Origin of the sequence: Pseudarthrobacter sp. NPDC058119 (genome assembly GCF_042884655.1) — a bacterium.
GTDB lineage: Bacteria > Actinomycetota > Actinomycetes > Actinomycetales > Micrococcaceae > Arthrobacter.
In genome coordinates, this window is record NZ_JBHVTN010000011.1 from 17,822 (window position 1) to 39,069 (window position 21,248).

A 21,248-nucleotide genomic window follows, 5' to 3' on the forward strand; every position below is an offset into this window, starting at 1 on the left:
GGCCTCTTCTCCGGTCAACGTCCATGCTCCGGGTCCGCGCAAAGGGGAAAGCCGGCAGCAGTTCACCATCACTGTACTAATCATTCGGCGCCGATGCTTGAGCCTGCGCCGTGCGTAACACACCATTAACCTGGCGGTTCCGCGGTCAAGCCTGCGCGCCGGCCCCCGCGGCGGTTCCGGGACCCGCTCATGGACGGACTTATGGCGCTTATCACCTTTTGGCCGGGGCGCCCGCGGTAGCTAGGACGGCCGGTACCGCACTACGCTCATCCCATGGCCTCCAACAGCTCCGACTCAAGCGCGTCCGCAGAAGTACCCGCCCCGTACGGTAAGGGCCCCGGCGTGCCGGCTCCTGCCGAACGGAAGCCCGCCAAGGTCCGCATCCACCACCTTCAGCAGGCCAAGCGGGACGGCACCAGGTTCGCCATGCTCACGGCGTACGAACAGTACACTGCCGAGATTTTCGACGACGCGGGCATCGAAGTGCTCCTGGTCGGCGACTCGGCGTCCAACAATGTCTTTGGCAACGAAACCAGCCTTCCGGTGACCGTTGACGAACTGCTCCCCCTCTGCCGTGCGGTGGCCCGGTCCGCGAAGCGGGCCCTGGTGGTGGCAGACCTGCCGTTCGGCAGCTATGAGGTCAGCCCGGAACAGGCAGTTGCCGCCGGTGTCCGGTTCCTCAAGGAGGGCCTGGCCCACGCGGTAAAGATCGAAGGCGGAAAGTACTACGCTTCCACCGTCCGGGCCATGGTGCAGGCCGGTATCCCCGTCATGGCGCACATCGGCTTCACGCCGCAGAGCGAACATGCCCTCGGCGGCTACCGCGTCCAGGGCCGCGGCGATGACGCCGGGCGGCTGATCGAGGACGCCCGCGCACTTGAAGAGGCCGGAGCGTTTTGCGTGCTGATGGAAATGGTTCCCGCCGGGACGGCCGCGGCGGTCGACGCGGCGTTGACCGTCCCCACGGTGGGCATCGGCGCGGGGAAAGCCACCACGGGCCAGGTCCTCGTGTGGCAGGACATGGCCGGGCTCCGCGGCGGCCGGATGGCGAAATTCGTCAAGCAGTACGCGGACCTGCGCAGCACCCTGCACGACGCCGCAACCGCCTACGGGGACGATGTCCGCTCCGGTACGTTCCCCGGCCCGGAACACTCCTTCTAGGAAGGAAGCAGCCGGTCAGTCGTCGTCGCCCTTTTCCCAGGCCTCGTTGCGCGCCTTGACCTTCTCGATCGCGTGCTCCGCTTCTTCGCGGGTCTTGTAGGGCCCAATGAGCTGGCTCCAGTCCGAGAGCCGGTCTTCTTCCACTTCGTGGGTGTTGATGTTGAACCAGTACTCAGTCATGGTTGCTCCTTGTTCCGGCGACAGGAAACCGGGCGTGACCCACGTAACACAAACACTTACGCGCGGCCTGCCCAGCTTGTCGGTTGTTAGGCGTTCTGTGGTGCCTTATATGATCAATCTATGCCTTCCCTTGCCTCCACTGCACCCATTGGCACCCTCACCCCGGGTACCTTGAGTCCGCAGCGTCCCGTTCCGGCGTCCATCCCCCGCCCGGAGTACGTCGGCAAACCGGCACCCGCCAAATTCACCGGCTCCGAAGTCAAGAGCGCGGAGACCATCGAGAAGATCCGCATTGCCGGGAAGATCGCGGCGCAGGCCATCGTGGAAGTGGGCAAGCACATCCGGCCCGGTGTCACCACCGACGAGCTGGACCAGGTGGGCCACGAATTCCTGCTGGACCACAACGCATACCCCTCCACGCTCGGTTACCGCGGCTTTCCCAAATCGCTGTGCTCTTCACTGAACGAGGTCATCTGCCACGGCATTCCGGACAGCACGGTGGTCCAGGACGGCGATATCCTCAACATCGACATCACCGCGTTCATTAACGGCGTCCACGGCGACACCAACTACACGTTCCTCGTGGGAGACGTGGACGAAGAATCCCGGCTGCTGGTGGAGCGCACCCAGGAGTCGTTGAACCGTGCCATCAAAGCCGTTGCCCCCGGGCGTGAAATCAACGTCATTGGCCGGACCATCCAGTCCTACGCCAAGCGTTTCGGCTACGGCGTGGTCCGCGACTTCACCGGCCACGGCGTCGGTGAAGCCTTCCACACCGGACTGATCATCCCCCACTACGACGCCGCTCCCGCCTACAACACCGTGATTGAGCCGGGCATGGTGTTCACCATCGAGCCGATGCTCACCCTGGGCACGGTGGAGTGGGACATGTGGAGCGACGACTGGACCGTGGTCACACGGGACCGGAAGCGCACCGCCCAGTTCGAGCACACCCTGCTGGTCACCGAGACCGGCGCCGAAATCCTTACCCCGCCGTAGCCTGTCCCATGCCCCTGGTGGGCATGCAGCCGGCGCCACCCGGCTGCCACCTGTCATGGGCCGCACCCCAGCAGCCCCTTTCCTGCCCGCCCCTGTCAAGAACGGAATCCCATTGGCCAAGAAGGACGAAAAGTCGCACAAGAATGCACCGCTGATCGGTATCGACATCGGTGGTACGGGCATCAAGGGCGGCATTGTCGACCTGAAGAAGGGCAAGCTCCTGGGTGAACGCTTCCGGGTGCCCACCCCGCAGCCCGCCACGCCTGAGGCCGTCGCGGAGGCCGTGGCCCTGGTGGTCGCCGAACTCTCGGCCCGACCCGAGGCCCCGGAGGCCGGCTCCCCGGTCGGCGTGACCTTCCCCGGAATCATCCAGCACGGCGTGGTCCACTCCGCCGCCAACGTGGACAAGAGCTGGCTGGACACGGACATCGATGCCCTCCTCACCAAGCGGCTGGGCCGTCCGGTGGAGGTCATCAACGACGCCGACGCCGCAGGCCTGGCAGAGGCCCGCTACGGTGCGGGCGAAGGGGTCGCAGGCACCGTCCTGGTGATCACCCTGGGCACCGGCATCGGTTCAGCCTTCATCTTCGACGGAAAGCTGGTGCCCAACGCAGAGCTGGGTCACCTTGAAATTGACGGCCACGACGCCGAATCGAAGGCGTCCGCCGTTGCCCGCGAACGGGACGGCCTGTCATGGGACGAGTACAGCGTGCTCCTGCAGCGCTACTTCTCGCACGTGGAGTTCCTGTTCTCACCGGAACTGTTCATCGTGGGTGGCGGCATTTCCAAGCGCGCCGACGAGTACCTTCCCAACCTCAAGCTCCGCACCCCGATTGTCCCGGCCGTCCTGCGGAACGAGGCAGGCATCGTGGGCGCCGCCCTGGAGATCGCGCTCCAGCACAAGCTGGCCAAGTAGGAGTGGAGCCGGTGGCGGCTGCGGCTTCCCCTCCGCTGCCGCCACCGGAGTTTTAGAGGGGGCTCTTCTCGGAGCTCTTTGCCGCACCGGCTGCGCCCTTGGCGCCTTCGCCCGCCTCCTGGCGGAGCAGTGCAATGGCAGTCTCAAAGTCCTCGAGGGAATCAAAGGCCTGGTACACGCTGGCAAAGCGGAGGTAGGCCACCTCATCGAGTTTCTGCAGCGGTCCAAGGATGACCAGGCCCACTTCATGGGCCTCGATTTCGGCGGCCCCGGACGCACGGATCTGCTCTTCGACTTCCTGGGCGAGCATGGCGAGGTCGTCCTCGCTCACGGGGCGGCCCTGGCAGGCCTTCCGCACACCGTTGATCACCTTGCTGCGGCTGAACGGTTCACCGACGCCGGAGCGCTTGATCACGGACAGGCTGGTGGTTTCCACCGTGGTGAACCGGCGGCCGCATTCCGGGCACTGCCGGCGCCTGCGGATGGCCGAGCCGTCGTCCGTCATCCGGCTGTCCACCACTCGGGAATCAGGGTTGCGGCAGAACGGGCAGTACATGGCGTTCCCCCTTTTCGCTTGTGGTGTGCAACGGTATGGAAGCCAGCAGCACCGCCGGGGGGCGATGCCGTGGCCTATCCCAGTTTACGGGCAGATCTTGGGTAATAACAATCCTGTAATTACTACATGTAGTGGTCACTGATCGCCGGGGAACCGGGCAGTGACGGCGTCCCCGTGCGCCGGGAGGTCCTCGGCCCTGGACAGGCTCACAATGTGCCCGCTGACCACGGCCAGGGCGTCCCGGCTGTAGTTGATGACCTGGATAGCCCGCAAAAAGGTGGTCAAGTTCAGGCCGGAGGAAAAAGCCGCCGTCCCGCTGGTGGGCAGCACGTGGTTGGAGCCGGCGCAGTAGTCGCCCAGGCTGACCGGGCTGTAGTCGCCCACGAAGATGGCGCCGGCGTTGCGGATGCGGGCGGCCACGGCGGCGGCATCCCGGGTCATGATTTCCAGGTGCTCCGCGGCGTAGGCGTCACAGGCTGCGACGCCTTGTTCCAAACCGTCAACCAGCACCACGCCCGACTGCGGACCGGACAGCGCCTCCTGGACCCTGGCGGAGTGCTTGGTGGCGGCGGCCTGCAGCGCCAGTTCGGCACGAACGGCGGCGGCCAGGTCTTCGGAGTCGGTGATGAGCACTGACGCGGCCTTGGGATCGTGCTCGGCCTGGCTGAGAAGGTCAGCGGCCACCAGGGCGGGCTGGGCGGAGTCATCGGCGAGGATGGCAATTTCCGTGGTTCCGGCCTCGGAGTCAATGCCTACGACGCCCTTCACCAGGCGCTTGGCCGTGGCGACGAAGATGTTGCCGGGACCGGTCACCACATCCACCGGTTCCAGGGCGGGCCCCGCCGCAGCGGCTTCGATGCCGTAAGCGAACGCGGCGATGGCCTGGGCTCCGCCGATGGCGTAGACCTCGGTAATGCCCAGCAGCGCTGCCGCCGCCAGGATGGTGGGGTGTGGCAGGCCACCGAATTCCTTTTGCGGGGGCGATGCCAAGGCAATGGATTCCACGCCGGCCGCCAGGGCGGGCACCACGTTCATGATGACCGACGACGGGTACACAGCGAGGCCGCCGGGAACATACAGTCCCACACGGGCCACGGGCACCCAGTTCTGGCTCACCACGGCGCCGTCGCCCAGCTCAACGTCGACATTGCGCGGGCGCTGCCCGTCCGCGAACTTCCGCGCACGGCTGATGGATTCCTCCAGTGCTGCCCGCACAGCCGGGTCAAGCTGGTCCAGCGCTGCGGCGATGGCCTCCCCGGGAACCAGCGGGTGCTGCTGCTCCACGCCGTCGAACCGTTGAGCCAGTTCCGCCAGAGCCGCGAAGCCGCGCTGCCGCACGGCGGAAATGATCTGCAAGACCTTTTCCTCGGCGTCGGCCACGGTTTGGCCCTTGGCACGCGGCACCGCGGCCCGAAGGGCCTGGAGGGTCAGGTTGCGGCCCCGAAGGTCGATGGTGCGGAAGTCGACGGCGGCTGTCACGGGTGCGGGGAACTCCGGGGATGTGGTCACCGCTCTATTTTACGGGGCCGTTCGCGCCTGCCGTTTCCAACCCTGCTTCGCCGGGCTTCCTGCCGGCTGCGCCCACCAGTTCCAGGATGAAGACCGACACGGCGGTCGCGGCGGGCCAGAGCAGCAGGACCGGCCACGCCCGCAGCGAGAAGGCGATGCTGGCATTCGCTCCGGCGTCCACGGCAGGGCCCCACAGCCGTCCGGCCAGGATCCCTGTCCCCCAGGCCACGGCGCTGCCTGCCACCGCCCCGGCCAGTCCGGCCAGCAGGGCCGCCTGCGGGTCAGGCCGCTTGCCGTCGGCCAGGAATACCGCCAGCAGGCAGCCGGCCAGCACCAGGATGCCTGCGAGGGTGAGGTCGCGGGGCAGCCACACCAGGGGCGCTGTTCCGGCCGCCAGGGCGGAATCCCGGGTGATCAGGTTCAACCCGCCCGGCGCCAGGATCCACCAGAGGAGTCCCGCCGGAATGCCTGCCGCTGCCGGGACTAGGAGCAGGGACCAGGGCAGCCGCCGCCTGGCGGGGCGGGCGAAGTTCGTCATGCAACACACCTTAACAAAGGTTCCTGCAAGGTCATTCGCGGCCATGCTCCCGGAGCCTGTTTTCCGGCCATGACCGCGGGCCAATACGCTTGGGGAAAGAGTTACGCCACCTAGTCCAGGAGTTCCGGTGACCGACAACAGCGAGCCGTTCGAGCAGACGTTCAGGGAGATGTTCCGCCGGCATGCCGCCGGCGTCGCCATCATCACCGTGAATTTCCAGGATGAGCCCTACGGCTTTACCGCCACATCGGTGGCGTCCCTGTCGGCGAAGCCGCCGCGTTTTACCTTCAACATGGCGCGCAGTTCCAGGTCCTGGCCCGCCGTGGCCAACACGCAGTACCTGGGCGTCCACATGCTGGGCCTGGACAACCAGGAACTGGCGGCCCGCTTCGCCCGTCCCGGCAACCGCTTCGAAGGCAACCACTGGGAGATTGGTCCCCATGGCGTACCCGTCCTCAAAGATGTCGCCGGATGGCTGATCGGCGAGATCCAGATGCGCCTTTCCTTCGAGAACAACGCCGTCGTGGTGGTCCAGGTGGTGGACGGCCAGGTGGGCGGCGAGGGATCGCCGCTGCTGTACCACGGCGGCGCCTATGGGCAGCCGGTGCCGCTGGACTACGAGATCTGACCCACGGGGACTTGGCGGGGCACCAACGGGTGGCCGACGGCGGGAGGTGATTCCCGCCGTCGGCCGCCTGTTTGTCAGGCGTCCAGGCAGGCCGGGCCCAGCAGGACCTTCAGGTCGCCGAACAGCGACGGGCTGGGATTCACGCGAAGATGGACGGGCAGGCCCATGATTTCAGTCCGGGTGTCGCCTTGCAGGTGCAGCCGGACCTCCGAGTTGCCCCGGTGGGTGCGCAGTACGTCCCCGAGTTCCGTCACCACGGCCTCGGTGGCCTTATGGGTGGGCATGGTGATCACCAGGGGCCCGTGCAGCCCTTCGCTGAGGTCCGGAACGGAGAGCTCCATGCAGTTCAGCGTGATGGCGCCGTCGTCGCGCTTCTGGAGCCTGCCCTTGACCACGACGATCAGGTCCTCGGCGAGCACGGAGGCGATGGGCCCGTATACCTGGCCGAAGAACATGACTTCGATCGAACCGCCCAGGTCCTCGATCTCCGCCCGGGCGTAGGCGTTGCCGCTGGCTTTGGCGATGCGGCGGCTCAGGGAGGTGATCATGCCCGCGATGGTGATGATGGCACCGTCCTGCGGGCCGTCCTCGCCAAGGATGGTGGTGATGCTCATTTCGGCGTGCTGGGCCAGGAGGCCTTCGAGTCCCTGCAGCGGGTGGTCGGAGACGTACAGGCCCAGCATGTCGCGTTCGAAGGAGAGCTTGTCCTTCTTCTCCCACTCCGGCAGGTCCGGAATCTCGATGCTGAGGGAGGCCTCGGATTCGGCTTCCTCGAAGCCGGCAAAGAGGTCGAACTGGCCGATCGCCTCGTTCCGCTTCAGGGTGATGACGGAGTCGATGGCCTCCTCGTGGATCATGGCCAGCGCACGCCGGTGGTGGCCCAGGGAGTCGAAGGCCCCGGACTTGATCAGGGATTCGATGGTCCGCTTGTTGCAGACCACCGCCGGTACCTTCATCAGGTAGTCCTTGAAGGACGTGTAGGCGCCCTCGCTCTCGCGCGCGGTCACCATGGCATCGACGGCGTTGGCACCGACGTTGCGGATGGCGCCCATGCCGAAGCGGATGTCATTGCCCACCGGGGTGAAGTTCAGGGCGGATTCATTGACGTCCGGCGGAAGCACCGTGATGCCCATGCGGCGGCACTCGTTCAGGTAGATGGCGGACTTGTCCTTGTCGTCGCCGACGGAGGTCAGCAGCGCTGCCATGTACTCGGGCGCGTAGTGGGCCTTCAAGTACGCGGTCCAGTAGGAGATGACTCCATAGGCGGCCGAGTGGGCCTTGTTGAACGCGTAGTCGGAGAAGGGCAGGAGGATGTCCCAGAGGGTCTTGACCGCTTCCATGGAGTAGCCGTTGTCCTGCATGCCCTGGGAGAAGCCGGCGAACTGCTTGTCCAGTTCCGACTTCTTCTTCTTGCCCATGGCGCGCCGGAGGATGTCTGCCTGGCCCAGCGAGTAGCCGGCCAGTTTTTGCGCCACGGCCATGACCTGCTCCTGGTACACGATCAGGCCATATGTTCCGCCCAGGATCTCCTTGAGGGGTTCCTCCAGCTCCGGGTGGATGGGAATGACTTCCTGGATCCCGTTCTTGCGGAGCGCGTAGTCGGTGTGGGCGTTGGCGCCCATGGGGCCGGGCCGGTAGAGGGCCAGCACGGCGGAGATGTCTTCGAAGTTGTCGGGCTTCATGAGCTTGAGCAGGGACCGCATGGGTCCGCCGTCGAGCTGGAACACGCCCAGGGTGTCGCCGCGGGCCAGGAGTTCGTAGGACGGTGCGTCGTCGAGCTCCAGGTTCTCCAGGTCCAGGTCGATGCCGCGGTTCATCTTGATGTTCTCGAGGGCGTCGGAAATGATCGTCAGGTTCCGCAGGCCCAGGAAGTCCATCTTGATCAGGCCAAGGCCCTCGGACGTCGGGTAGTCGAACTGGGTGATCACCTGGCCGTCCTGGAAGCGGCGCATGATGGGGATGACGTCGATGATGGGGTCCGAGGACATGATGACGCCGGCGGCGTGTACGCCCCACTGGCGTTTCAGGCCTTCGATGCCCAGGGCCGTTTCGAAGACCTTGGCGGCCTCGGGGTCGGCGGCGATCAGCTGGCGGAAATCGCCGGCCTCGCTGTAGCGCTTGGCGTCCGGGTTCTGGATGTCCGCGAGGGGGATGTCTTTGGCCATGACCGCGGGGGGCAGGGCCTTGGTCAGCGTCTCGCCCATGCTGAAGGGGTAGCCCAGGACACGGGAGGAGTCCTTGAGTGCCTGCTTGGTCTTGATGGTGCCGTAGGTGACGATCATCGCCACGCGTTCATCACCGTATTTGCGGGTCACGTAGTCGATGACTTCCGAGCGGCGCCGGTCATCGAAGTCGACGTCGAAGTCGGGCATGGACACGCGGTCGGGGTTGAGGAAGCGTTCGAAGATCAGGCCGTGGCGCAGGGGGTCGAGGTCGGTGATGCGCATGGCGTAGGCCACCATGGAGCCTGCACCCGAACCACGGCCGGGGCCAACGCGGATGCCGTTGTTCTTGGCCCAGTTGATGAAGTCGGCAACCACCAGGAAGTAGCCGGGGAAACCCATGGAGGTGATGACGCCGAGCTCGTAGTCGGCCTGCTTGCGGACCTCGTCCGGGATGCCGCCCGGGTAGCGGTACTGCAGGCCCTTGTCCACTTCCTTGACCAGCCAGGAGGTTTCGTCCTCGCCGGGCGGGCAGGGGAACCGCGGCATGAAGTTGGCGTCGGTGTTGAAGGAGACTTCGCAGCGTTCGGCTATCAGGAGGGTGTTGTCGCACGCATCCGGGTGGTCACGGAAGAGCTCGCGCATCTCCTGCGGGGACTTGAGGTAGTAGCCGCTGCCGGAGAACGCGAACCGCGAGCCGCCGTTGTCGTAGGTGGGTTCGAGCAGGGTGGAGCCGGACTGGATGGCCAGCAGGGCCTCGTGCGCCTTGGCGTCGTGCTCGTGGGTGTAGTGGAGGTCGTTGGTGGCCACCAGGGGCAGGTTCAGGTCCTTGGCGAGCCGCAGCAGGTCGCCGGTGACCCGCCGTTCGATGTCCAGCCCGTGGTCCATGAGTTCGCAGAAGTAGTTTTCCGCGCCAAAGATGTCGCGGAACTCGGCCGCGGCTTCCAGCGCTTCGCGGTACTGGCCCAGCCGGAGCCGGGTCTGGACTTCGCCGGAGGGGCAGCCCGTGGTGGCGATCAGCCCTTCGGAGTAGGTGTTTAGCAGTTCCCTGTCCAGCCGCGGCCACTTGCCGAAGACCGAGTCCAGGGAGGCGATGGACGAGGCCCGGAAGAGGTTCCGCATGCCCACGTTGTTGTAGCTTAGGAGCGTCATGTGCGTGTAGGAACCGCCGCCGGAGACGTCGTCCTTGCGCTGGGACTCATCGCCCCAGCGGACGCGTTCCTTGTCCGTCCGGGCAGTTCCGGGCGTCACATACGCTTCGACACCGATGATCGGCTTGATGCCCTTGTCCGTGGCCTTGCGCCAGAAATCGAAAGCACCGAACAGGTAGCCGTGGTCGGTGGTGGCGAGGGCCGGCATGCCCAGTCGCTCGGTTTCATCGAACAGCTCCCCCAGGCGGGCAGCTCCATCCAGCATGGAATATTCGGTGTGGGTGTGCAGGTGGACAAACGAATCATTGCTGGAACTCACCGCACCATTCTAAGCGCTGCCCCCGGGCGGTCCGGCCAGGCCGGCCGTGTCAGGCCTGGCCGGACTCCAGCAGCTCCAGTGCGTAGGCCAGGTCCTGGGGGTACTCGCTGCTGACCGTAACCCGTTCCCCCGTCACAGGGTGGTCGAAGGCCAGTTGACGGGCGTGCAACCACTGCCGGGTGAGTCCCAGGGTGGCTGCCAGGCGGGGATCGGCGCCGTAGGTCAGGTCACCCGCGCAGGGGTGCCGGAGAGCAGAGAAGTGGACACGGATCTGGTGCGTACGGCCCGTTTCGAGGTGGACCTCCACCAGGCTGGCCTTGCCGAACGCCTCCAGGACTTCGTAATGGGTCACGGAGGGGCGCCCGTCCTCGATGACGGCGAAACGCCAGTCGTGGCCGGGGTGGCGGCCGATGGGGGCGTCGATGGTTCCTGTCAGGGGGTCGGGCAGGCCCTGCACCACAGCGTGGTACACCTTATCCACGGTGCGTTCCTTGAAGGCGCGCTTGAGGGCCGTGTAGGCGCGCTCGGATTTGGCCACCACCATCACCCCGGAGGTGCCGACGTCGAGCCGGTGGACGATTCCCGCCCGCTCAGGGGCACCCGAGGTGGAGATCCGGTACCCGGCGGCCGCAAGGCCGCCCACCACGGTGGGTCCGACCCAGCCCGGCGAGGGATGGGCTGCCACGCCAACGGGTTTGTCGACGACGACAAAATCGTCGTCGTCGAGCAGGATATTCAGGCCTTCCACGGCTTCCTCCACGACTTCAAGCGGGTCCCGCCGTTCCGGGACGGTGACCTCGAGGGTGTCCCCGGTGACAAGTTTTGCCGACTTGCCCAGCGCCTTGCCCCGGTTGAGCACGTGGCCCTCAGCGAGCAGTGAGGCGGCGACGGACCGGGAGACGCCCAGGATGCCTGCGAGGCCGGCATCGGCTCGTGTGCCGCCGTACTCTTCCGGGATAACGACGTGTTCAGTCATGGGCGGCCGTGTCCTTGTGTGCGCTCCCCAGCCGGGTGCCATCCAGGGCGATCCCGCGGATGGTCAGGATGCAGATGATGGCGACGGCGGACACGACGGCGGAGTCGGCGATGTTGAAGATCGCGAAGTTGGGGAGCTGGATGAAGTCCACCACGTGTCCCATGCCGAAGGACGGTTCACGGAACAGCCGGTCGGTCAGGTTGCCCAGGGCTCCGCCCAGCAGCAGGCCCAGGGCCAGGGACCACCAGGCGGAGCCCAGCCGGCGGACCTGGAAAAGGATGGCGATGGCGACACCGGCCATGATGATCGAAAACACCCAGGTGACGTTTTCGCCAATGGAGAAGGCAGCTCCGGAGTTCCGGATGAAGTACCAGTGCAGCAGCGGCGGCAGAACGGGGATCCGCTCCCCTTCCACCATGGTGGAAGTCACCCAGAGCTTGGTCAGCTGGTCCAGGACGTAGGCGAAGACCGCGAACCCCGCGAACAGGGACAGCAGCACCGCCCGGCGGCGGCGCGGCGACGGTGGGACAGGGCGTGCCGCGTCAGCGGCAAGGTCGTCAGTCATGGTGCTTTCAATTCGTGGAACGTGGATCTGAATGCCAAAAGCCGGTGGCCGAGGAATCCTCAGCCACCGGCTTTCAGAATACGTGCTGCCAGCCTTAGTTGGCTTCGCTGACTTCCGGGGTCGCCACAGAGCCGCGGGCATCCAGGTCGCGGAGTTGGCCCTCGATGTAGGCCTTGAGGCGCGAACGGTAGTCGCGTTCGAAGCCGCGGAGCTGCTCCACCTTGCGTTCCAGGACGGAGCGCTGCTGTTCCAGGGCACCGAGGATCTTGCGGGACTTCTCCTGCGCGTCGTTGACCAGGCTGCTGGCTTCGATCTGCGCTTCGGCGATGATCTTGTCCTTCTGCGCCTGGCCGTCGGCGACGTGGCGGTCGTGCATCTGCTGTGCCATGGCCAGCAGGCCGGCGGCGGATTCAGCAGAAGGCGTGGCAGCGGCGGGCGCGGCCGGTGCGGCTGCAGCCGGGGCGGCCTGCTGGACGTCCTTCTTCTTGTTGGCTTCGGCGGCCTTGGCCTCAGCCTCTGCCTTCTCGCGGGCCTCGTCCTTGTCGGCCTTGACCGGCGCGGGGACCTTCTCCACCACGGGAGCTGCGGCAGAGCTTGCCGGAACGCTGGAACCTGCTTCGGCGAGCTTCTTGCGGAGCTCGTCGTTTTCCTGGTTCAGGCGGCGGAGTTCGACGACGATTTCGTCCAGGAAGTCGTCAACTTCGTCCTGGTCATAGCCCTCGCGGAACTTGGTGGGCTGAAAGCGCTTGTTGACAACGTCTTCTGGCGTCAAAGCCATCTGGTCACCTCACTGGTCTGGTTAGTCAGTAGGCCTTCCGGCCGTCAAAACTAAGGTACCTAAATTTGGTCTGCTTACTCTAATTCAACACTGCGGTGTCAAACGGGAGGTTTCTTCGCTTTACAGTAGCTGTTCCGGGAGGGAACAGGCTGCATTGCCGGGCCTGGCGGAAAAATCAGGCCAGTCCCCTGGTGACGTTCATGGCGATGCTGACGCCGATGAACAGGATCAGGAAGCCCAGGTCCAGGGAGACACCGCCTAGCCGGAGCGGCGGGATCAGCCGCCGCAGGCCCTTCAGCGGCGGGTCCGTGATGGAGTAGACGGCGTGCGCCACCACCAGGGCGGCACCCCGGGGGCGCCACTCCCGGGCGAACATCTGCACCCAGTCGAAGACCAGGCGGATGATGAGGGCCACGAAGAACAGCAGCAGGGCGAGATAGAGAAGTCCGAAAACAATTCCCATGACTTATTTCATATCTCCATATTCATGCGGCCCGTCCCTGGCGGCGGCCGCTGTAGTACTGCTGTTGTCTTGTCTATTTCAGCACAGATGCCAGACAGGTGTCCCTGCCTGGCATCTGTGAACAGCCTTTGGTTGTCAGCTTTGGTTGAAGAAGCTGGCCTGAGTGTCGCTGGCCTTCTTGTCGTCACCGATCACTTCGACGTAGGACGGTGAGAGCAGGAACACCTTGTTGGTGACCCGTTCGATGCTTCCCCGCAGGCCGAAGACGAGCCCTGCCGAGAAGTCCACCAGGCGCTTGGCGTCGGCTTCACCCATGTCGGTGACGTTCATGATCACCGGGATACCGTCCCGGAAGCTCTCGCCGATGAGCTTGGCATCGTTGTAGGAGCGGGGGTGGATGGTGGTGATCTGGCGCAGGCCGGTGTTCTCTTCACGGCTGGACGCCGCACGCTTTATGGGGGTCACAGGGGCGCGGTATTCCTCTTCAGGGGCGTAGGACGCCTCGCGGCTGACTTCGCGGACCGGCGCCGGGGCACGGCGTTCCTCGCGGTCGACTTCCATCGGTTCGTCCTCATCCTTACGTGTGGTCTGTTGCTCGGGCTCGTAATGCTCATCGCCGTCGGCGAGCCCAAGATAGATCATTGTCTTGCGCAGAGCGCCGGCCATGGTCGACTCCTAATCGTGTCCCGTAAGCGGGCCGCCCAATGATTTGACAGCACTGGAGTCCCCCGCCCATCACTTCCAATAGGACCGACGCTACCCCACGGCAGGACGGGAACCGAGAATATCGGAACCGATTCGCAGGTGTGTCGCCCCGAACTTGATGGCATCCTCCAGGTCCTGGCTCATGCCGGCCGAGATGCCGCCGGCACCGGGGTACTCAGCAACCAGGCGGGCGGAAACGGCTGCCAGTTTTTCGAACGCCGGCCCTGGCGGCGCACCCAGCGGAGCTACGGCCATCACGCCCGCCAGCCGGAGCCCGTCGGCACCGGCGATCCGCTCTGCCAGAAGTGGCACATCGGCGGGTGCCGCCCCGCCGCGGTGCGCGCCGCCGTCGTCCTCTAGGTTGACCTGGATGAAGCACTGCAGCTGCGCACGCCCGCTGGAGTCCATCTCGTTCTTTACTGCCTTCGCCAGGGCGTCCACCAGTTGCGGCCGGTCCACCGAATGGACGGCGGCCGCGTAGCGGGCCACCGACTTGGCCTTCTTTGTCTGCAGCTGGCCGACAAAGTGCCACGTCAGGTCAAGGTCGGCGAGCTCCAGCGCCTTGGCGGCTGCTTCCTGGTCCCGGTTCTCGCCCACATCCGTGACACCCAGGGCGGCCAGGCGCCGAATATCGGCTGCGGGGTGGAACTTGGTGACCACGATCAACGAGGGAAGGTTGTCCCTTCGGCCCGCGTCCCCGGCCGCTGCAGCGATCCGGTTCCGCACCACGGCGAGCCTTTCGGCGAGCTCTGCGCTGCGGGAATCAGGTTCCGGCCGCTCACTCATGGCACCAAACCAATCCTGCGAAGCGGCCCGTATTCCGGTCCCGGCGGTACGAGTAAAGCGAGTCCGTTTCCAGTGTGCATGCGCCGGTATATTCCACCCGCACCCCTGCCGCCTCCAACTGGGCCCGGGCACCTGCGGGCAGGTCCAGAGCCGGCGTACCCCAACTGGTGGTGCTCTGCGTTGCCGGTACCAGGGCCGACACCTCATCGCGCAGGGCGGCGGGGACCTCGTAGCAGGACCCGCAGATCGACGGACCCAGCCAGGCCCGGATCCGGTCGGCGCCCAGGGACTTCATGCTGTCCACGGCGGCCGGGAGGACACCGTTGGCGATCCCGGGGCGGCCGGCGTGCACGGCGGCAAGGACGGGCCCTTCTCCGGACTCCCCCGCCAGCAGCACCGGAATGCAGTCCGCCACCATGACAGCCAGGGGCAGGCCACGGGACACCATGGCGTCAGCTTCAGGCGCCGGCGACCCGGCGTCCATGATGGCCACGGTATTGCCGTGGACCTGGTTCATGAAGCGCAGCGAGCCCGGCGCTGCGCTGATGGACTCTTCCAGTTGCAGCCGGCGCCCCCGGACCGCGGAGGGATCATCCCCCACGTGCAGGGCAAGGTTTCCCGCACCTGCGTCGGTGAATGCGGCCGACACCCCGGGAAGGATGTCGGCACGCCAATGGAACAAGCCGCTGCCTACTTCAGGAAGTCGGGAACATCCAGATCGTCCGGGTGGGTTCCGGTCAGATCCGGCTCCACAACGGAGGGCAGGTCGACGTCGAAGCCGGAGTCAGCGGGAACAGCCTGCGGGCGCTGCTGCCCCCAGTTGCTGAGTCCTGCTGCACCCACACCCGCGTGGATCGGCTGCACGTTCTGCTGGTGGTTTCCGTTGCCCTGGTGGTTACCGTTGTTCGAGTGGGCCGAGGCGGGAGCAGCAGCAGGGGCGGCGGGCCGCTGCGGCGCGGACTGCGGCTGGGACTGGTCCATGGACGGTGAAGTTGCCTTGACGTCGTCGAAGCCTGCAGCGATCACAGTGACGCGTGCCTCGTCGCCGAGGGCGTCATCGATCACGGCACCGAAGATGATGTTCGCTTCGGGGTGGGCAACTTCCTGGACCAGGCGCGCGGCTTCGTTGATCTCGAACAGGCCAAGGTCCGAGCCACCCTGGATGGACAGGAGCACGCCATGGGCGCCGTCGATGGACGCTTCCAGCAGCGGTGAGGCGATGGCAAGTTCCGCGGCCTTCACGGCGCGGTCTTCGCCCCGAGCGGAGCCGATGCCCATGAGGGCCGAGCCCGCGCCCTGCATGACGGACTTGACGTCGGCGAAGTCAAGGTTGATCAGGCCCGGGGTGGTGATGAGGTCGGTGATGCCCTGGACACCGGAGAGGAGGACCTGGTCTGCGGAGCGGAACGCGTCAAGGACGGACACGTTGCGGTCGCTGATGGACAGCAGGCGGTCGTTGGGGATCACAATCAGCGTGTCCACTTCGTCGCGCAGGGCATCGATGCCTGCCTCGGCGGACCCGGCACGGCGGCGGCCTTCGAAGGTGAAGGGGCGGGTAACCACGCCAATGGTCAGGGCGCCCAGCGACCGGGCGATACGGGCAACGACCGGCGCGCCGCCGGTACCCGTGCCGCCGCCCTCGCCGGCGGTAACGAACACCATATCGGCGCCGCGGAGGACCTCTTCGATCTCGTCCGCATGATCCTCGGCCGCCTGCTTGCCCACCTCGGGGTTGGCACCGGCACCGAGGCCACGGGTCAGTTCGCGTCCGACGTCGAGCTTCACGTCGGCGTCACTCATGAGCAGGGCCTGGGCGTCGGTGTTGATGGCGATGAATTCAACACCCCTGAGGCCGACCTCGATCATGCGGTTGACTGCGTTCACGCCACCGCCGCCGATGCCGACGACTTTGATGACGGCCAAGTAATTCTGCGGAGCTGCCACGTTACGTGTCCCTTGTTCGTGTCTTATTGCGAAAACTGATGGTGAGCTTAAAACCCTCAACCCTAACCCTCAAGTTGAAGGTTAGAGTTATGTCAAGTAACTCTTGTCTGTGACGGTATTTCCTCTGGTTCCGACATTCAATAACCGGGTCCGCGTGTCGGATTAATACCGGGAAAGAAAGCGCTCAGCGCGTCACGGGGTGCCGGGGCACACTGACATCGTAGACCCTGACCGGGTTCTTGGGGTCCACCGGAGCCTTGAGGAGGGCGGCCAGGACCTTGGCTTTGAGCTCCTTCTCCGAGGCGTTGCCCCACACGATCGTTTGGCCGTCAACCAGCTTCAGTTCCACGGCATCCACGGACTGCGCGGACGCGTTGGACAGCTTGGCCAGGATGTCGGCCGGGAGCGCACCAAGCACTGCCGCGGTGGCGCGGAACAGGTCCTGGCCGATCGCACCGGCACCGCCGTCGATGACCGGCAGCGATGCCGACGACGGATCATCCGTGGTAGCCAGCTGGACGCCATCAACGTCCACCAGCTGGTACTTCTCCCCCTGCTTGACCAGGGCCACCGGCACGCGCTCGTGCACGGCCACGGCGAGGGTGGACGGCGGCCGCGCCTCGACTGATATGGATTTGACCTGGACCAGGGACCCGAGGAGGCCCCGCACGTCGTCGTCACTGATCTGGGGCAGCGGCTTGCCGCGCAGTGGGTCCAGCGCCGCCTGCACCTGGGCGGGGGTCACGAAGTGCGTGCCCGTGACAGAGATGGTCTGCAAGGCCAGGACCGGCGAATAGATTGCAGCGGCCAGCAGTCCCGCCACCAGCGCAAGTACTGTACCGGCGGCGAACAGGACTTTCTTCCTGCGGCGCCGGCCTTTGGGCTCGGGAAAAGCCAGGACCGTTGCCCCGGAGGGCTTCTCCGCCTTCGGCTGCCTGGGCGGCGGCGTCTCCGGGATGCTCCGGGACGCCGTGATGACGTCAGAACCGGCGCCCTTCGGTGATGTGGCACCCCGCGCCGCCGTTTCGGCGTTGTCCACGGCAGGATCGGCGGGACGGCCATTCCGTTTGGGCGGGGCGTAGGTGGGCCGGCGGGAGCTAGGCACGCAGCGCCTCCACGATCAGGGGGCCGTAGGCCGTGACGTCACCCGCGCCGACCGTGAGCACCACATCGCCGTCCTCGGCGGCATCGGCCAGGGTGTCGACGGCGTCGGCGGCCGCTGCGAGCCGTCCGCCTTCGGTGAGGTGGTCGGCGATGAGCTGGCTGGTAACGCCCGGAATGGGATCCTCCCGCGCGGGGTAGATGTCCAGGACCAGCGCGGTATCGGCAAGGTTGAGGGCGTCCGCGAACTGCTCCGCGAACTCCCGGGTGCGGGAGAACAGGTGCGGTTGGAACAGGACGTGGACCCGGTGGCCGCCCGCTACGGAACGGGCAGCGGTGAGGGCCGCCCTGACCTCCGTGGGATGGTGGGCGTAGTCGTCGAAGACCCTGACGCCCCGCGCCGAGCCCTTCAGTTCGAACCTGCGTGATGCGCCCGCGAAGTGCGCCAGGCCTGCGGCGGCTGCCGCCGGTTCGACGCCAAGTTCCAATGCCACGGCAAACGCGGCCGCGGCGTTCAGCGCGTTGTGGCGCCCGGGAACCTGCAGTGACAACCCGTACCGGGTGCTGCCCGCCTCCACCGCTACCTGGCCGGGACCGTCGTCGTGAAGGCGGATGTCCGCTGCACCGTTGGTGCCGTACAGGAGCACCCGGGTGTTGCCCCTCGCCCGGGTCCGTTCCGCGAGGGCCAGCGCGCCTGCGTCGTCCGCGCAGGCCACCAGGAGGCCGTCGGCGGGCAGCAGGGCAGTGAAGCGGTCGAAGGACTCGTACACCGCCTCAGCCGTGCCGTAGTAGTCAAGATGGTCGGGCTCCACATTGGTGACGACGGCGATGCGGGGCCGGTAGTTCAGGAAGGAACCGTCGGATTCGTCAGCCTCGGCGACGAAGATGCCGGAGGTGCCGTGCGCGGCGTTGACGCCCAGCGCGGGAATAGTGGCGCCCACCGCGAACGACGGGTCCAGTCCCGCCGCCTGCAGCAGGACTGTGACCATGGAGGTGGTGGTGGACTTGCCGTGCGTTCCCGCCACCGTGACCACGGTGTCATCACCCATGGTCGCTGCCAGGGCCTGGGAGCGGTGCAGCACCGGCAGGCCCGCCTGGCGCGCCGCCGCCAGTTCCGGATTGTCGTCCCGGATGGCCGAACCCGCCACGACGGTCTGTGCATCGCCCAGGTTGCCGGCAGCGTATCCGACGGCGATGCGGGCACCGGCCGCGGCCAGGTCCGCCATCACGGGGAGGTCCTTTGCGTCGGAGCCGCTGACCGGTACGCCGCGTGCCAGCATGATGCGGGCCACGGCGGACATTCCTACTCCCCCGATGCCGATGAAGTGCACCCTGCCGAGGGAGGCGAGCTGGGGGGTGGTGTGGGCGTTCATGCAGATACCGCTTCCAGGACAAGACCAGCCATGCGCTGGTCGGCGTTTCGGATACCGAGCCGGTAGGACTTCGCTTCCATGGCGGCGAGCCGGGCCTTGTCGGTGACCAGCGGGACCAGTTCCCGGCCGACCCATTCCGGCGTGAAGTCCCGGTCGGCCACCAGCAGTGCGCCGCCTGCGGCCACGAGGCCCGCTGCGTTCAGCGCCTGTTCCCCGTTTCCGATGGGAAGCGGCACCAGTACTGCCGGGACACCCACCGCGGCAACTTCGCATACCGTGGCAGCGCCGGACCGGGCCAGCAGGAGGTCGGCCGCGGCATAGGCAAGTTCCATGCCGTCGATGTATTCCACCTGCCGGTAGCCCTTCGCGGCCAAGGGTTGGCCGGCGGGGTCCAGGACGGTTTTTCCGCGTCCGGTGACGTGGAGGGTCTGGATGCCGGCATCCGCGAGGAGTGCGACCGAGGCGGCAATGGCGCGGTTGATGCTTTGTGCTCCTGACGATCCGCCCGTCACGATCAGCGTCGGTTGCTGGGGATCCAGCCCAAGGGCCTCGCGGGCCGCCGTCCGCGCCGCTTTTCGGTCCAATCCGGAAATTTCCTTGCGCATGGGCATCCCAACGTGAACGGCGTTGCGGAGCGGCGTGCCCTCGAAGGCCACGGCAACCCGGCCCTTCAGGAAGGCCCCCACCCGGTTGGCCAGCCCCGGACGGGCGTTGGCTTCATGGATCACGATGGGAATGCGGCGTTTCCGTGCTGCCAGGTACAGGGGGGTGCACACGTAGCCGCCGACGCCCACCAGGACGTCGGCCTGCGCCCGGTCCAGGATGGCACCGGCCTGCCGGACTGCCCCGGCGAGCCGGCCCGGCAGTCGGAGCAGGTCCGCGGAGGGCCGACGGGGGAAAGGTACACGGTCGATCGTGGCCAGCTGGACGCCGGCGGCGGGAACCAGCCGGGTTTCCATTCCCGACGGTGTTCCGACAGCCAGGATCGAGGCGTCCGGGGCTTCGCTGCGGAGGGCCGCGGCAATGGCGAGCAGCGGGCTGATATGGCCGGCCGTGCCGCCACCTGCCAGGACAATGGAAGGGTGTGTCGGAGTCATAAGGGGTTAGGCACGCTTTCTGGAATTCTTGGGCTGTTTCTTGTCCCGCCCCGGCTTCAGCTGGAACTTCAACATCCGTTTGGGGCGCATGGCAGGAGCCATCTGCTCCCGGGCCAGGGACAGGACCACGCCCACGGCACACAATGACATCAGCAGGGCCGAGCCGCCGTAGGAAATAAACGGCAGCGGAACACCGATGACGGGCATCAGCCCGGTGACCACCGACATGTTCACCGTGGCCTGGCCCAGCAGCCAGACCATGATGGTGCCGGCAAGGACGCGGTGGAACATGTCCTCCTGTGCCACCACCACACGGTAGATGGCAGCGCCAAGGATGGCGAAGAGCACCAGGACGACGACGGTTCCCACCAGGCCGAGTTCCTCGCCGATGATGGCGAAGATGAAGTCGTTGTGGGCTTCGGGGATCCAGCTGTACTTCTGCCGGCTCTGCCCCAGGCCCACCCCCAGCCAGCCGCCGGAAGCAAGGCCGTACATGCCGTTGGTTGCCTGGTAGTTGGCGTCAATGCCGTCGGCGCAGGACTGGCCCGTCCACCAGGAGGTGATGCGGCACATTCGGTTGGAGCTGGTGACGGCCATGACGGCGGTGCCGGCGGCCGCGATAATGCCGGCAATCCCGAACAGGTAGAGCGGAACGCCGGCAAAAAACAGCGCCGCCGCCATGATCATCATGATGATCATGGCCGTGCCAAGGTCGTTGCCCACCAGGATCAGGACAATGACGACGGCCGCCATGGGTATGGCGGGTACCAGTACGTGCTGCCACCGGTTCAGCAGCTTGCCTTTCCTTGCCAGTACGGTCGCCAGCCACAGGGCGAGGGCAAGTTTGGCCGCCTCGGAAGGCTGGAAGGTGATGCCGCCAAGGTCGATCCAGTTCCGGTTGCCGTTGATCTCGGTACCCACGACCTGGACCAGGATCAGCAGGAGCACGGCAACGCCTACGGCGGGCCAGGCGAGGCGCTTGAGCCAGACGACGTTGATGCGTGAGAGCACGAACATGGTGAAGATGCCGATTGCGGCGAAGACGCCTTGCTTCAGGGCGTCACCGTAGGGAGACTTTCCGGCGGCGATGGATTCAACGCTCGAGGCAGAGAGGACCATCATGATGCCAATGGCCGTCAGGGCCAGGGTGGCGCCGAGGATGAGGTAGTAGGTGGACCCGTTTCTGGACTTGCCGGTGCCCTCCAGCGCAGACCAGAACCGGCGGTACAGGGAGCGCAGCTGTGCGCCGGCCGCGGCGGGCTGCCGGACGGCGGTTGAGCCGGGCCGGGGTTTGCCGCCCTTTGGCGTGGCACCCTGCTGCCGGGTGGGCGTGCTGACCAT

Annotated in this window: 21 protein-coding genes; 4 read left to right on the forward strand and 17 right to left on the reverse strand. The window is 66.3% G+C overall.

The window, feature by feature from the left end; translation table 11 throughout:
* Positions 1-273 precede the first annotated feature (273 nt).
* Complete coding sequence (gene panB, locus ACFVTD_RS19480; RefSeq protein WP_387566288.1) at positions 274-1,161, forward strand: 3-methyl-2-oxobutanoate hydroxymethyltransferase; 888 nt, start codon at positions 274-276, stop codon at positions 1,159-1,161.
* Between the two features lie 15 nt (positions 1,162-1,176).
* Here panB and ACFVTD_RS19485 read toward each other — a convergent pair whose 3' ends face one another.
* Positions 1,177-1,341 (reverse strand): SPOR domain-containing protein, encoded by a 165-nt coding sequence (locus ACFVTD_RS19485; protein WP_285242522.1) that lies wholly within the window; start codon positions 1,339-1,341, stop codon positions 1,177-1,179.
* A 120-nt stretch (positions 1,342-1,461) separates the two neighbouring features.
* Here ACFVTD_RS19485 and map point away from each other — a divergent pair, with 120 nt between their 5' ends.
* Together map and ppgK are read left to right on the forward strand one after the other, a co-directional pair.
* On the forward strand, positions 1,462-2,340 hold the full coding sequence (gene map, locus ACFVTD_RS19490) for a type I methionyl aminopeptidase (RefSeq protein ID WP_387566292.1): 879 nt from the start codon (positions 1,462-1,464) through the stop codon (positions 2,338-2,340).
* 112 nt (positions 2,341-2,452) lie between these two features.
* On the forward strand, positions 2,453-3,256 hold the full coding sequence (ppgK, locus tag ACFVTD_RS19495; protein WP_387566295.1) for a polyphosphate--glucose phosphotransferase: 804 nt from the start codon (positions 2,453-2,455) through the stop codon (positions 3,254-3,256).
* Between the two features lie 52 nt (positions 3,257-3,308).
* Here ppgK and nrdR read toward each other — a convergent pair whose 3' ends face one another.
* The 3 genes from nrdR to ACFVTD_RS19510 all read right to left on the reverse strand — a co-directional run bounded on the left by nrdR (position 3,309) and on the right by ACFVTD_RS19510 (position 5,859).
* Positions 3,309-3,812, reverse strand: coding sequence for a transcriptional regulator NrdR (nrdR, locus tag ACFVTD_RS19500; protein WP_387566298.1), 504 nt, complete (start codon positions 3,810-3,812; stop codon positions 3,309-3,311).
* Positions 3,813-3,947: 135 nt separating this feature from the next.
* Positions 3,948-5,321: a histidinol dehydrogenase gene (gene hisD, locus ACFVTD_RS19505; protein WP_387566300.1), complete on the reverse strand. Its 1,374-nt coding sequence runs from the start codon at positions 5,319-5,321 to the stop codon at positions 3,948-3,950.
* Between the two features lie 4 nt (positions 5,322-5,325).
* Positions 5,326-5,859, reverse strand: coding sequence for a hypothetical protein (locus ACFVTD_RS19510; RefSeq protein ID WP_387566303.1), 534 nt, complete (start codon positions 5,857-5,859; stop codon positions 5,326-5,328).
* 127 nt (positions 5,860-5,986) lie between these two features.
* On the opposite strand from ACFVTD_RS19510, the gene ACFVTD_RS19515 reads away from it, so the two are divergent.
* Entirely contained in the window at positions 5,987-6,487 is a 501-nt protein-coding gene (locus ACFVTD_RS19515) for a flavin reductase family protein (protein ID WP_387566305.1), read from the forward strand.
* 74 nt (positions 6,488-6,561) lie between these two features.
* Here ACFVTD_RS19515 and dnaE read toward each other — a convergent pair whose 3' ends face one another.
* From dnaE to ftsW, 13 genes are all read right to left on the reverse strand, one after another.
* On the reverse strand, positions 6,562-10,119 hold the full coding sequence (dnaE, locus tag ACFVTD_RS19520; protein ID WP_387566308.1) for a DNA polymerase III subunit alpha: 3,558 nt from the start codon (positions 10,117-10,119) through the stop codon (positions 6,562-6,564).
* A 49-nt stretch (positions 10,120-10,168) separates the two neighbouring features.
* Positions 10,169-11,095: an RluA family pseudouridine synthase gene (locus ACFVTD_RS19525; protein ID WP_387566311.1), complete on the reverse strand. Its 927-nt coding sequence runs from the start codon at positions 11,093-11,095 to the stop codon at positions 10,169-10,171.
* Positions 11,088-11,660: a signal peptidase II gene (gene lspA / locus ACFVTD_RS19530; RefSeq protein ID WP_387566314.1), complete on the reverse strand. Its 573-nt coding sequence runs from the start codon at positions 11,658-11,660 to the stop codon at positions 11,088-11,090. The genes ACFVTD_RS19525 and lspA overlap by 8 nt, the downstream gene beginning before the upstream one ends.
* 94 nt (positions 11,661-11,754) lie before the next feature.
* Positions 11,755-12,438, reverse strand: coding sequence for a DivIVA domain-containing protein (locus tag ACFVTD_RS19535; protein WP_387566317.1), 684 nt, complete (start codon positions 12,436-12,438; stop codon positions 11,755-11,757).
* 175 nt (positions 12,439-12,613) lie between these two features.
* Positions 12,614-12,901: a YggT family protein gene (locus ACFVTD_RS19540; protein WP_387566320.1), complete on the reverse strand. Its 288-nt coding sequence runs from the start codon at positions 12,899-12,901 to the stop codon at positions 12,614-12,616.
* A gap of 135 nt (positions 12,902-13,036) precedes the next feature.
* Positions 13,037-13,567, reverse strand: coding sequence for a cell division protein SepF (locus ACFVTD_RS19545; RefSeq protein ID WP_141160844.1), 531 nt, complete (start codon positions 13,565-13,567; stop codon positions 13,037-13,039).
* Positions 13,568-13,657: 90 nt separating this feature from the next.
* Complete coding sequence (locus ACFVTD_RS19550) at positions 13,658-14,392, reverse strand: YggS family pyridoxal phosphate-dependent enzyme (RefSeq protein ID WP_387566324.1); 735 nt, start codon at positions 14,390-14,392, stop codon at positions 13,658-13,660.
* Positions 14,385-15,074 (reverse strand): polyphenol oxidase family protein, encoded by a 690-nt coding sequence (locus ACFVTD_RS19555; RefSeq protein WP_387566327.1) that lies wholly within the window; start codon positions 15,072-15,074, stop codon positions 14,385-14,387. Before ACFVTD_RS19555 ends, ACFVTD_RS19550 begins: the two co-directional genes overlap by 8 nt.
* Before the next feature lie 8 nt (positions 15,075-15,082).
* A complete protein-coding gene (gene ftsZ, locus ACFVTD_RS19560; RefSeq protein ID WP_387566330.1) occupies positions 15,083-16,336 on the reverse strand; it encodes a cell division protein FtsZ in 1,254 nt (417 codons plus the stop codon).
* 184 nt (positions 16,337-16,520) lie between these two features.
* Entirely contained in the window at positions 16,521-17,441 is a 921-nt protein-coding gene (locus ACFVTD_RS19565) for a cell division protein FtsQ/DivIB (RefSeq protein ID WP_387566333.1), read from the reverse strand.
* Positions 17,434-18,810, reverse strand: coding sequence for a UDP-N-acetylmuramate--L-alanine ligase (murC, locus tag ACFVTD_RS19570; RefSeq protein ID WP_387566336.1), 1,377 nt, complete (start codon positions 18,808-18,810; stop codon positions 17,434-17,436). Before murC ends, ACFVTD_RS19565 begins: the two co-directional genes overlap by 8 nt.
* Positions 18,807-19,907 carry an undecaprenyldiphospho-muramoylpentapeptide beta-N-acetylglucosaminyltransferase gene (murG, locus tag ACFVTD_RS19575; protein ID WP_387566339.1) on the reverse strand — a complete coding sequence of 367 codons (1,101 nt, stop codon included), beginning with the start codon at positions 19,905-19,907 and terminating at the stop codon, positions 18,807-18,809. The genes murC and murG overlap by 4 nt, the downstream gene beginning before the upstream one ends.
* A 6-nt stretch (positions 19,908-19,913) precedes the next feature.
* Positions 19,914-21,248, reverse strand: a complete 1,335-nt coding sequence (ftsW, locus tag ACFVTD_RS19580; protein ID WP_387566342.1) for a putative lipid II flippase FtsW — start codon at positions 21,246-21,248, stop codon at positions 19,914-19,916.

Excerpts from the sequence above, each read along its gene's own strand:
- ACFVTD_RS19540 (WP_387566320.1), bottom strand. The coding sequence starts at position 12,901 with ATGGGAATTGTTTTCGGACTTCTCTATCTCGCCCTGCTGCTGTTCTTC.
- panB (WP_387566288.1), top strand. The coding sequence starts at position 274 with ATGGCCTCCAACAGCTCCGACTCAAGCGCGTCCGCAGAAGTACCCGCC.
- ftsW (WP_387566342.1), bottom strand. The coding sequence starts at position 21,248 with ATGGTCAGCACGCCCACCCGGCAGCAGGGTGCCACGCCAAAGGGCGGC.
- map (WP_387566292.1), top strand. The coding sequence starts at position 1,462 with ATGCCTTCCCTTGCCTCCACTGCACCCATTGGCACCCTCACCCCGGGT.
- ACFVTD_RS19550 (WP_387566324.1), bottom strand. The coding sequence starts at position 14,392 with ATGAGTGAGCGGCCGGAACCTGATTCCCGCAGCGCAGAGCTCGCCGAA.
- ACFVTD_RS19525 (WP_387566311.1), bottom strand. The coding sequence starts at position 11,095 with ATGACTGAACACGTCGTTATCCCGGAAGAGTACGGCGGCACACGAGCC.
- murC (WP_387566336.1), bottom strand. The coding sequence starts at position 18,810 with ATGAACGCCCACACCACCCCCCAGCTCGCCTCCCTCGGCAGGGTGCAC.
- lspA (WP_387566314.1), bottom strand. The coding sequence starts at position 11,660 with ATGACTGACGACCTTGCCGCTGACGCGGCACGCCCTGTCCCACCGTCG.
- ACFVTD_RS19545 (WP_141160844.1), bottom strand. The coding sequence starts at position 13,567 with ATGGCCGGCGCTCTGCGCAAGACAATGATCTATCTTGGGCTCGCCGAC.
- nrdR (WP_387566298.1), bottom strand. The coding sequence starts at position 3,812 with ATGTACTGCCCGTTCTGCCGCAACCCTGATTCCCGAGTGGTGGACAGC.
- ACFVTD_RS19485 (WP_285242522.1), bottom strand. The coding sequence starts at position 1,341 with ATGACTGAGTACTGGTTCAACATCAACACCCACGAAGTGGAAGAAGAC.
- ACFVTD_RS19535 (WP_387566317.1), bottom strand. The coding sequence starts at position 12,438 with ATGGCTTTGACGCCAGAAGACGTTGTCAACAAGCGCTTTCAGCCCACC.
- ACFVTD_RS19510 (WP_387566303.1), bottom strand. The coding sequence starts at position 5,859 with ATGACGAACTTCGCCCGCCCCGCCAGGCGGCGGCTGCCCTGGTCCCTG.
- murG (WP_387566339.1), bottom strand. The coding sequence starts at position 19,907 with ATGACTCCGACACACCCTTCCATTGTCCTGGCAGGTGGCGGCACGGCC.